The 11144-nt window shown below is 61.3% G+C and carries 5 protein-coding genes; 2 read left to right on the forward strand and 3 right to left on the reverse strand.

What is annotated here, in order from left to right; genetic code table 11:
• Positions 1-74: 74 nt before the first annotated feature.
• Positions 75-848, forward strand: a complete 774-nt coding sequence (locus NZK35_RS11490) for an AraC family transcriptional regulator (RefSeq protein WP_259632676.1) — start codon at positions 75-77, stop codon at positions 846-848.
• 132 nt (positions 849-980) lie between these two features.
• On the opposite strand, the gene NZK35_RS11495 is transcribed toward NZK35_RS11490, so the two are convergent.
• From NZK35_RS11495 to NZK35_RS11505, 3 genes are all read right to left on the reverse strand, one after another.
• Positions 981-4061: an efflux RND transporter permease subunit gene (locus tag NZK35_RS11495; protein ID WP_261364667.1), complete on the reverse strand. Its 3081-nt coding sequence runs from the start codon at positions 4059-4061 to the stop codon at positions 981-983.
• 92 nt (positions 4062-4153) lie between these two features.
• Complete coding sequence (locus NZK35_RS11500) at positions 4154-5449, reverse strand: efflux RND transporter periplasmic adaptor subunit (RefSeq protein WP_259632678.1); 1296 nt, start codon at positions 5447-5449, stop codon at positions 4154-4156.
• Positions 5442-6929 (reverse strand): TolC family protein, encoded by a 1488-nt coding sequence (locus tag NZK35_RS11505; RefSeq protein WP_259632679.1) that lies wholly within the window; start codon positions 6927-6929, stop codon positions 5442-5444. Before NZK35_RS11505 ends, NZK35_RS11500 begins: the two co-directional genes overlap by 8 nt.
• A 580-nt stretch (positions 6930-7509) precedes the next feature.
• Between NZK35_RS11505 and NZK35_RS11510 the strand changes: the two genes are divergently transcribed.
• Positions 7510-10986, forward strand: a complete 3477-nt coding sequence (locus tag NZK35_RS11510; RefSeq protein ID WP_259632680.1) for a PVC-type heme-binding CxxCH protein — start codon at positions 7510-7512, stop codon at positions 10984-10986.
• The last annotated feature ends 158 nt before the right edge of the window (positions 10987-11144 follow it).

Here is an 11144-nt window from a genome sequence, read left to right on the forward strand (position 1 = left end):
GAGAGGGCTCGCGCTGCAATAGTCTTGGTGCCTACCGCTGCGATCAAATCCGTCACTAATACAATTGACGTCCGATGGCGAATTCGGCCCCCGCAACCACCGGCAGAGCATTCAGCGAAGCATTTCTGGGGGAAAACCCCGGCGTACGCAGTGTCATCGACCTGTTCGAGTCGCTGCCGCTGGTGCTGTTTTATGCCAAGGACAGCCTGCAGCGGTACATCGCGGTGAACCCCCGCACGTTGACCGATGTGTTCGGTTTGACCGACGTCGAGGAGCTTTACGGGCGAACCGACAGCGAATTTCAACCGCCCGCGTTGGCCGATGCTTATCACGCCGAAGACCGTCGTGTGATGCAATTGAAACGCGCGATTCCCAACCAGGTCTGGTTGGTGCCACACGTCCGCGGCACCCCGCAGTGGTACGTCTCGACCAAGACGCCGCTGTTTTCGGCCGAGAGAGGGGTGATCGGGATCGCCGGTGCCATGTACCCGATCGCGACGCCGGCCGAAGAAGCGTCGTTCTTCAGCGAGTTGGCACCCGCGATTCGATTCATCGATGAGCATTATGCGACGACGATTTCGATGAAAGCCTTGGCCGCGATGACCGGTTTATCGACGTCGCAATTCAACCATCGCTTTCGCAGCGTCCTGCGCATGTCGCCCACGGAATACATCCTGTCGCGTCGCATGCAAGAGGCGCGCGACCGACTGACGCGAACCTCCGAATCGATCACCGGGATTGCGGTCGCGGTCGGTTTCTTTGACCAGAGTCACTTCACCAAACGATTTCGCCGCTTCACCGGCATGACGCCGCTGGCCTATCGCAAACGCTTTCGGCAGCGTGAGTAAACGGTCGATCGTCCGATGGGTAGCGGCAAGGCGCAAGCCCTCCGGTCTCGCGGCACCGGAGGGCTCGCGGGCTGTCGATTNNCGCTTACGCGTCGCGGCTCACAAAAGCGACAGCCCGCTCGCGCCGTTCCGCTAAGACGCTCGTCGACCGTCGGCTGGCTTGCCGCGGAGGACCGTCTGGATGTCTTCCAGGATCAGGTACAGGCAGGGGACCAGGACCAGGATGATGGCGGTGGCGAACAGGATGCCGAAACCGAGTGAGATCGCCATCGGGATGATATATTGGGCTTGCAAGGAGTCTTCGAAAATCAGTGGCATCAACCCGCCGAAGGTGGTCAGCGTCGTCAACAGGATCGGGCGAAATCGCCGTAGCCCGGCTTGAGAAATCGCTTCAAACGCCGAGCGACCTTCCACGCGTCGGCGGTTGGCATAGTCGATCATGATCAACGAGTCGTTGATCACCACGCCGGACAGGGCGATCACGCCCATCAGACTGACCAGCGACAAGTCATAGCCGAGCAGGATGTGACCGAGCACCGCGCCGACGATCCCGAACGGAATCGCGACCAACACGATCAACGGTTGAACGTAGCCGCGAAACGCGATGGCCAACAACGAATAGATCACCGCCAGGGCGAGACCGAACGATCCCCAGAGTGATGCGGTCGCCTGGCGCATCTCCGCGTCACTGCCCTCAAAACTCCAGGTGATGCCGGGGTAGTCGGCACGCAACCGGGGCAGCGCTTCGGTGCGCAGCGCTTCGATCACTTGAGTCACCGCGCGTTTGGGTTCGACATCCATCGACACGTTGATCACCCGTCTGCCGTCGCGGCGGTCGATCGATCGAAAGGCCAGCGATTGCTCGAGCTCCGCGACGTCCAGCAGCGGCACTTCGGCCCCCGACGGCGTGCGAATGATCATGTCTTCGAGGTTGTAAATGTCTTCACGCTGCTCCTCGGGCAACTTGACGCGGACTTCGATTTCGTTGGTGCCACGCAACAGACGCAGCGCCAGGGAACCGAAGAACGCGCCGCGAAGCTGCTCGCCCAGTTCCTCATCGGTCAGCCCCAGCGCGCGTCCTTCGGGGCGGAGCCGAAAGTCGTATTGAACCTTGCCCTTGTTGTAGCTGTCACTGACATCGCGGACGTTGGCAAAGCTTTCACATCGCTCGACCAAGGCTTGGGAGGCTTTTTCCAAAACGCCGATGTCGCTGTGGCTGAGGTCGATGCTGATCGCGCGACGGTAGCCGCCGGGGCCGCGTTCGGCTTCGAACGTGACTTGGCTGACGCCCGGCAGGTCACCGATCGATTCGCGCCACAGTTCGATCACTTCAGCGGCGGTCATGTCGCGTTGGTCTGGCGGCTTCATTACGATTTCCACATCGATAAAGCTCTCTCCACGGACGTTGGTCTTGATGCCCTCGGCGACTTTGTAAAGGTCGTGCTCTTCGAACATCCGCAGACTGGCATCGGTCACGGCTTTGGCGATCGCGGCCGCCTGGGCGGGTGTGGTCCCGACCGGCATTCGCACACCGGCTTCGATTTCATCGGCGGAGACTTCGGGCATCAGGATCATGCCCATGTGGGAACTGGTGGCGTAGCCGCCGACGACCAAGAACAGGCCCAGCGCGGTCGAGGCGGTGATGTAGCGAAATCGCAAGCAGCCGATCAGGACGGGGCGGAACGCGACTTCGACGAGGCGATTGAACGCCCGGCCGAATGCCTGTTGACCGCGGTGCAGTGTGGCCCCCAAGCCACGGCCTTTTCGTCCGCCGGCACGTGCATGCGCCAGGTGTGCGGGCAAGATAAACAGCGATTCAACCAGCGACAGGGACAGCACCAGGATCACGACGACCGGCAACGGCCCCCAAAACTTGCCGGTTTCGCCGGGAATAAACATCAGCGGGACAAAGGCCACGATGTTGGTCAGGATGCTGAAGACGACCGGACCGGCGACCTCGCGGGTTCCATCGATCGCGGCTTGCTCGTCGTCATCGCTGTCCTGTCGTTTTTCGTAGACGTTTTCGCCGACCACCACGGCGTCGTCGACGACGATGCCCAACACGACCAGAAACCCGAACAGGGAAATCATGTTGATGCTGACATCGGCCAAGGGCAGCAACAAGATCCCGCCGATGAACGAGACGGCCATGCCCATCATCACCCAAAACGCAAGTCGCATTTCGAGAAACAATGCCAGGATCAACAGCACGATACAGACCGCCATCACCGCGTTTTTCAACACCAGATTCAAGCGGCGACGAAACTCTTCGGCGTTGTTGCGATCGATCCGCCACTTCACGCCCGGGGGCAAGACGCCTTCGAAGTCTTGCATCGTCTGATGGACCGCATCGGCAACGTCGGTCGGCGATTGGGAACCGGTGCGAAAGATGTCCAGCTCCACCGACGGCGTTTGGCTGAACTGGGAATGAAAGCCGACTTCTTCGAATCCGTCACGGATGGTGGCGATGTCACCGAGGGTGACGACCGGGCCGTCGCGCCCGGAGACAATCTCCATGGCCGCAAATTCATCGGCCCACTGCTTGCGAGCCTTCACCCGCAGCAAGATCTCTCCGCCGCTGGTTTGCACCGAACCGGCGGCCACATCTTGGCTGGACGTTCGGATGATGTCCGCCACGTCGGGTAGCGTCAGCCCGTACTCGCGCAGCCGTTGACGCGGGATCTCGACGTGGGTGACGTAGGCCGGCACCCGTCGCAGTTCAACTTGCGTGATCTGGTCGTGGGCCTGCAACTGGTCCCGCAGTTGTTCGGCCAACTTGCGCAAGGACCACACATCGATGGGGCCGTAGATCGCCACCTGCATCGCTTCACGCTGTTCGGACTGCAAGCGGACCTCAGGCTGTTCGATCTGATCGGGAAAGGTGCGGATCCGGCTGACCGCTTGCTCGATGTCCTGGAACGCTTTCATCCGTTGCTGGCCGGCGACGATTTCGATCAGCACCTCGCCCCGGCCTTCCCGTGCTTCGCTGGTGATTTCGCGGATGCCTTCGACCGAGCGAACGGCACCCTCGATCGGTCGCAAGATCCCCTGTTCGACCTCCTCCGGCGCGGCGCCGGGATAGTCGACGCGGACTTCGACGATGTCCAGTTCGAATTGTGGAAAGACTTCCTTCTGGATCACGGCGGCCGACCACACTCCGCCTCCGAGCAGAATGATCATCAGCAGATTGGCAGCGATCGAATTGCGTGCCATCCAAGCGATCGCCCCGCCGGTCGACGGGTGGGCGGCCGACTCTGGAGTCACCAATTCTGGAGTCACCGTTTCTTGATTCACCGCAGGCTGCTTCACGGAGCCGACTCCACGCCGATGAATTCCTCGGGATCCGATGCGTCGTTGATTCTGCGCAGCCCGACGCCGTCGGCAACGGTCGCCAGCGTGGTCACGACCACTTCTTCGCCATCCTCGAGACCGCTGCGAATGTAGGCGTAGTCGGCGTCGCGAAACACGATGTCGGTTTGTCGGATCTCCAACCGTTCGTTTTTCATCACCCAGACCGTGTCGCTATCGCGGACCAGTTTTCGTTCCAGTCGTACCACGTCTTCGATCGGTTTGCCGTCGATTTCTGTCTCGATCAGCGTGTCCAAAATCAGCGGTGGGGCGTCGGACGATTGCCCGAGCGGATCGGGTACGGTGACCAGGACGCGGGCCAACCGGGTCTGTTGATCCAGCGTGCCGATCATCCGCGCGATCTGCCCCACCCGCTCGGTTCCCTCGGGCCACGAGCCGGGGTTTCTCAACCGCACGGTCGAATTCTGCACGGTCGAATCCTGCACGGTCGAATCCTGCACGGCGGAACCAGCCGCTTCGGATGCTTCCTGATCGCCGGGTTTGGGAAACTCGATCCAGGGCAAGCTGCGTACCGGGACGGCGGCCATCACCCAATATTCTTCGATGCCGACCAGTCGGGCCAGCTCGTCGCCGGGCGAAACCTGCGAACCGACGTTGACCGAACGGCTCAGGATCTGGGCGTCGAAGGGGGCCATCACGCGGGTTCGCTCCAGGTCCAACTCGGCCCGCTCGACCGCCGCCTTGGCCGCGTTGAATTCGGCTCGGATCGATGCGATTTGGGGCTCGCGCAGCACCAGCGAGCGGTTGGCCTCGCCGATCGTTCCTTCCAACAGGGCGAGTTCTTTTTCGGCCAGGCTCTGCCGCCCCTGCTCGATCTCCAGCGAGGCTTGGGCTTGCTCCAATTCACTCTTGCGGATCGACAGGGCGTTTTCGAAGTCGGCCGGATCGATGCGCAGCAGCAAGTCACCTTCGCGGACCATTCCGCCCGGAACGAATCGGGGTGAAAGCTCGATCACTTGTCCGCTGACGCGTGGGCTGAGCACGATATCCCGAGCGGGCTGGACGGTGCCGAGCACGGACAAGCGGGGACGGTACGTTCCGCGACGCGCCGTGATTGTTTCAACCAGCGCGGCCGACTTGCGGGTGGCATTGATCGTTTGCGCGGTGGGTTCGGTTCGATTGATCACGACGATGGCGGCCGCCGACGCGCCGAGAATCGCCATACAAACGAGCACATTGGCGATCAAGCGGAGCCAACGCCAAACGGGGCGTCGTTGCGGGGCGTCATTCATTTGCATCGCGAGCGGGGAACGGCTCCACGGACCTGAGCAGTTGTTCCAGTTCGGAGGCCGGCTCCGGCAGCGACTCACTCTCCGAGCCGCCGTTCGCCTGCTCGACGGACACTTCTTCAGCCACTGCCGACCCCTGTAACTCTAACTGCTCTTGCGGACGGGTTTCAAAATCTCCGGCCAACGCCAGGTACAGCGCGACACGGATGAGCAGTAAGTCTAGTCGGGCGGCCAGTGTTTCGCGCTGCAATCTTTGTTCGGCCGTGGTCGCGCTGAGCACATCCAGGTAGTCGGCCTCCCTAAACAGGTAGCGTCGGCGTAGCTGATCGGAGGCCTGTCTGGCATACTCCGATTGCGCTTCGAGATGTTTCAATCGTTCCAGCTGGTAGCGTTCCAGTGCCAGATTGTCCTCGACTTCGCGGAAAGCGGTCAGCATGGTTTCGCCGTACTCGTTGAAACGCTGACGAACCAAGGCCGCGGTGCGATCGATTTCGGCGCGTCGCTGTCCGCCGTCAAATAGCGGGGCGATCAATTGCCCGCCGATGCCAACAAACCAGTCGCGGAGCAGCGTTTCGGGGTGATCGGCGACGCTCAGTACCGACGCGCTCAGATTCAGACGCGGGTAGCGGGCGCTGATCGCCGATGCCAGATCGCGATCGGCCGCCATGAACGCCAGATAATCGCGGCGCACGTCGGGGCGGCGTTTCAGCAATTCCGAAGGCAATCCGGTGTCCGGCAGCGGCGGCAACCCGGGCAGTTGGGCCCCCGTGTAGAAGCTGGCTTGCTGGGGCAGTTGCCCGCGCAGCACGGCCAACCGATGTTCCAGCACGTCGATTCGGGACTTGACCACCACCGATTGCTCCAGCGTCGACTCGACCAATTGACGCTGTCGAAGCACGTCGGGGCCGCCGACTTCCCCAGAGCCGAACTTCAGCTCTTGGGCGACCACGCCGTTGCGGTTGGTTTCAATTTGTTCTTCGACCAGCGCCAATTGGGCGCGGGCTTCGATCAGCGAAAACCAAGTGCGGGCGATCTCGGCCGATAACGTCAGTGCGATCGCGTGGTAGTCCGCAGCGGTCGCCGCCGCGCGAAGCCGCTCGGCCTCGACCCGCGATTCGATTTGCCCCCACAGGTCCACTTGGTAGGACGTATCCAGCCCCAGCGTGTAACTGGTTTGATCGCTGCCGGGACCGAAAACACCGCCGATTTCGGCCACCCCGTCGATGTCCGGCCATAAGTCCGAGGCTTCGCGACGGGTCAGCGCCCGCGCAGCAGCCAACCGATTGAGGGCAGCCGCCAAGGAAAAATTGTCGCCCAGCGCGGCCTCCACCTGATGGTTCAGCCCGGGGTCGTCAAACGTCGTCCACCAGCGATCCGGCATCGCCGCCGATCCGCCGGCCGAAAAGGGCGGCGGAGACTCGGTGCGGAAGGTGCCCGCCACGTCCGGACCGGCGCAGCCGGCCAACGACGAAAGAAGTAACAAGGCAACCCACCCAAAGGGGCGGGACCGGACTGGGGCGAGACTGATCATGCCCCAGATCTAGAATCCCCCGCGGGGTGGCGACAAGATCAATCACGGCCGCCGAACGCTGGCCTGCGGCGAGGGGACGTCCCTTCCCGCAAGACGGACAACCCGACGTCCCGCAACGCATCGCCCCCCATTGATAGCAACATCCAACCGGGGACAGACCCCGATCAACCGCGCTGCCAGGAGGGTGAATCGCCAAAACAGCCAGCCATCGGCACCAAGTTAAGAAGAAACCCTCCCGTGTGCGGGAGGGTCGAGCGCAGCGAGGGGAGGGTTTTCGCGGCCCCGGAGCCAACAACGACGCCAACGCACCCTCCCCGTCACGATTCTCCGCCGCGCGCGGCACGATCCCTTCTGCGCTTCGCCGTCTCGATTACAATCTCCGGTTCTCCCCCAGAAATTCCCCACCGCCCCCCAACGTTCGCCACCCCGCGAATTCCGTACGGTCCGCGATTTCCGCACGGGCATTGTTTGCTTCTGAGAACAGCCCCCAATCAACAAGAGCCTCATGAACATCATCCGCAGCCTCGTTGCAATGCCGAAGAACACTCTCATTCCACTGCTGGCGGTCGGCGTCTTGTCCGCAGCGGTTTTTCGCCCCTCGGTCGACGCTGCTGAACCGTTCGAATTTCAGCCCAACGACGTGGTCGCCGTTTACGGCAACGGGCTGGCCGACCGTATGCAGCACGATCCGTGGGTCGAAACGGTGCTGCAAAGCCATTTGCAGGGCAAGAATGTCAGCTTTCGGAACATGAGCTTTTCCGGCGACATGGTCAACAAGAGACCCCGCAACCAGGGGTTCACCAACGATGCGGAATACCTGCAACACGTCGGGCCGGATGTCGTGTTCACGTTCTATGGCTACAACGAATCGTTTGCGGGGCCGGGCGGTGCGGATGCCTATCAGGCCGAGTTGGTGAACTTGGTGCAGCGCTACACGGATCTGCGCAAGCAAAAGGGCAAGGAGATTCGCTTTGTCCTGTTCAGCCCCATCGCCTACGAATTCACGGGTGATCGGCACCTGCCCGATGGGAACGAGCTGAATGCGAACCTGGCCGTCTACAGCGAAGCGACCCGCAAAGCCGCTGCGGAAACGGGCGCGACCTACGTCGACCTCTATACACCCACCCTGCAGCTGTTCCAGTCCAGTTCCGAGCGGTACACGATCAACGGCATCCACCTGAACGCCAACGGATACCAAAAACTTAGCGAGATCATCTCCGCCGCATTGCTCGGCAAAGCCGCACCGGCCGCCGACACCCTGGGCGATGTCTACGCCGCGGTCGAGGACAAGAATTGGCATTGGCACAATCGCTATCACGCCACCGACGGCAACGACATCTGGGGCGGTCGCTCCACGCTGACCTTCGTCGACGGCCAAAGCAATGCCGACGTCCTCAAACACGAATTGGTGATGCTGGACGTGATGACCGCCAATCGTGACAAAGCGATTTGGGCTGCCGCCGCGGGCAAGGAATATGCCGTCGACGACAGCAACGTCCCGCCGCCCGTGAAAGTGATCTCCAACGTCGGCGGGGGCAGCAAAAGCTCCAGTGCCGCGAAAGAAGGCAGCATTGATTATCTGAGCCCCGAAGAATCGATGGCCAAAATCAACGTGCCCGAAGGCTACGAATTAAACCTGTTTGCATCCGAAGTTCAATTCCCCGATCTGGCCAACCCCGTGCAGATGCAGGTCGACGCCAAAGGTCGCCTGTGGGCGGCAAGCTGGAACACGTATCCCAAGTGGGAACCCGGCAAGGAGATGAACGACAGCCTGATGATTTTTGAGGACACGGACAAAGACGGCACCGCAGACATCCGCAAGATCTTTGCCCACGTCCACAATCCGCTCGGCTTCGAATTCTGGGGCGGCGGCGTGATCGTCACCTCTGGCCCCGATCTGCTGTTCTTGAAGGATACCGATGGGGACGATGTGGCGGACGTGCGTTATCCCATTCTGCAAGGGCTTGGCACCGCCGACACGCACCATGCGGCGAACAACCTGGTGTACGGTCCGGACGGCGGCATCTATTGGCAGAGCGGGATTTTCCTGGTGCACAACCACGAAACGCCATGGAAGCAAAATCTGAACATCGGCGCCTCGGGGATGTATCGCTTTGACCCACGCACCTTTGTGATCACCCCGCACGCCGGCAATTCGCCCAACCCGCACGGCACCAGCTTTGACTACTGGGGTTACTGCTACGCCAACGACGGCACCGGCGGCAAGTCGTATCAGGTGCGTCCCGAAGGCAAGGGATTCAAGATGCACACCCTGCTGGAAAAAGAATTCCGCCCGGTCGCCGCCAACGCGATCTTATCCTCCCAGCACTTTCCCGAAGAACTGCAGGACGATTTTTTGATCTGCAACACGATCGGCTTCCTGGGTGTCAAACAGTATTCCCTGGATCGTGAAGGAAACGGCAAAGACCGCGAGTTCGGACACGTCTGGGGAACGCCGGGCATTGAATTGCTCAATAGCGAAGACCGCAACTTCCGCCCGACCGATGCGGTCATCGGCGAAGACGGCGCACTCTACGTCGCCGACTGGCACAACGCCATCATCGGTCACATGCAACACAACATTCGCGACCCCAACCGCGACCACAAGCATGGACGTATCTTCCGCCTGACGGTCAAGGGTCGACCGCTGCAAGAACCCGTCAAGATTGACGGCCAACCGATCGCCGCACTGCTGGAAAACCTCAAGCACCCGGTCAATGGAGTGCGTCACCGGACCCGCGTCGAACTCAGTGCCCGTGACTCCGACGAAGTGATCGCGGCGGCGCAGCAGTGGATCAAAGATTTTGATCCGAACGACGAAACCGAGGCTCACCACCTACTCGAAGCCCTGTGGTTGCACCAACAGCACGGCGTTCGCAATGAAGCCTTGCTCGACGCGCTGTTAAGCTCCGACGTCAAGCACGCCGTCGTCGCGGCGGGCACCGTCAAACACTTCTGGGAAAACGTGGACGCCACCGGGGCGAGCGGATTTGCGGCTCCGGCCGAAGTGGAGTTCGTCAAGTTTGACCCACCCAAGCACCTCAGTCGCGCCGACCGCAAGGTGTACAAGCTGGGCGCCGAGGTTTTCCAACGAGAATCGCACTGTGCGACGTGCCACTTAGCACACGGAAAAGGAAGCGCGAATATCTATCCGTCACTGATCGGCAGCCCCTGGGTTACCGGCAGCGAAGAGCGTCTGATCAAGATGACCCTGCACGGTCTGTGGGGCAAATTGACGGTCAACGGTAAAACCTATGACCCCTCGCGGGGCGTCCCGCCGATGACCGCGTTCCGCTCGTTGCTCAACGACGAGGAACTGGCCGCGGTGCTGACCTTCGTCCGCAACACCTGGGGCAATCAAGCCTCGCCGGTCCGTCCCGCCAGCGTCAAGCAAGTTCGCCAACAGACGACCGGCCGTTCGACGTTCTGGACGCCCGATGACCTGCTCGCCGAACACCCGCTCGAGCAAGCCCTGATGACGAACGATCCGGGAGCCGACGTCGCAGAATTCTCCAATCAAGCACTGGAAGAGGAACTGCTCGGCACGCCGACCGCAGAATTGGTGAAGGTGGCGATCGAGCAAGGAAATCTTCGAAGAGGCAAGAAGGTCTTCTATCAGTCCGCCGCCGCCTGCTTCGCCTGCCATGACCCGCCGGGTGGGGCCGCCCGCCTCGGCCCGGATCTGGCAACCCTCAAGACCAAGCTGACCGCCGAGCAACTCGTCGATGCGATCCTCGATCCGTCGAAGTTGATCGACAAGGCGTACGCACAAGTGAGTGTGCTGACCGCCGACGGCAAAGTCCACACGGGCGTGAGGATCTCGGAGAACGACGACGAGATGGTTTTGAGAAACCTCGCCGAACCCGAGCCGATCAAGATCGCCCAAGACGAGATTGAAGACGTCAAAGAATCCAAGGTCTCCCTAATGCCCGCCAACTTGGTCCGGCAACTCAAGAGCCGCAAGGAATTCAACGACCTGATGCGGTACGTCATCGAAACGAGAAAGTGATGTTGGTGTGCAGGCTCTAGCCCAATACCGCTAAGTTAACATGAATGAGGGGGCCCGGACGCTGGCGCGAACCGGCTGATGTCAAACGAATATCAGCCGTTTGGCGCGAGCCTACGGGCCCTCATCTGAAGAAACGACGCTTAACTTAGCGGTATTGG

Source organism: Stieleria sedimenti (assembly GCF_025060895.1).
GTDB classification, from domain to species: domain Bacteria; phylum Planctomycetota; class Planctomycetia; order Pirellulales; family Pirellulaceae; genus Stieleria; species Stieleria sedimenti.

What these genes read in the sequence shown, in the direction of transcription:
- NZK35_RS11490 (WP_259632676.1), top strand. Translation starts at nt 75, where the DNA reads ATGGCGAATTCGGCCCCCGCAACCACCGGCAGAGCATTCAGCGAAGCA.
- NZK35_RS11495 (WP_261364667.1), bottom strand. Translation starts at nt 4,061, where the DNA reads ATGGCACGCAATTCGATCGCTGCCAATCTGCTGATGATCATTCTGCTC.
- NZK35_RS11500 (WP_259632678.1), bottom strand. Translation starts at nt 5,449, where the DNA reads ATGAATGACGCCCCGCAACGACGCCCCGTTTGGCGTTGGCTCCGCTTG.
- NZK35_RS11510 (WP_259632680.1), top strand. Translation starts at nt 7,510, where the DNA reads ATGCCGAAGAACACTCTCATTCCACTGCTGGCGGTCGGCGTCTTGTCC.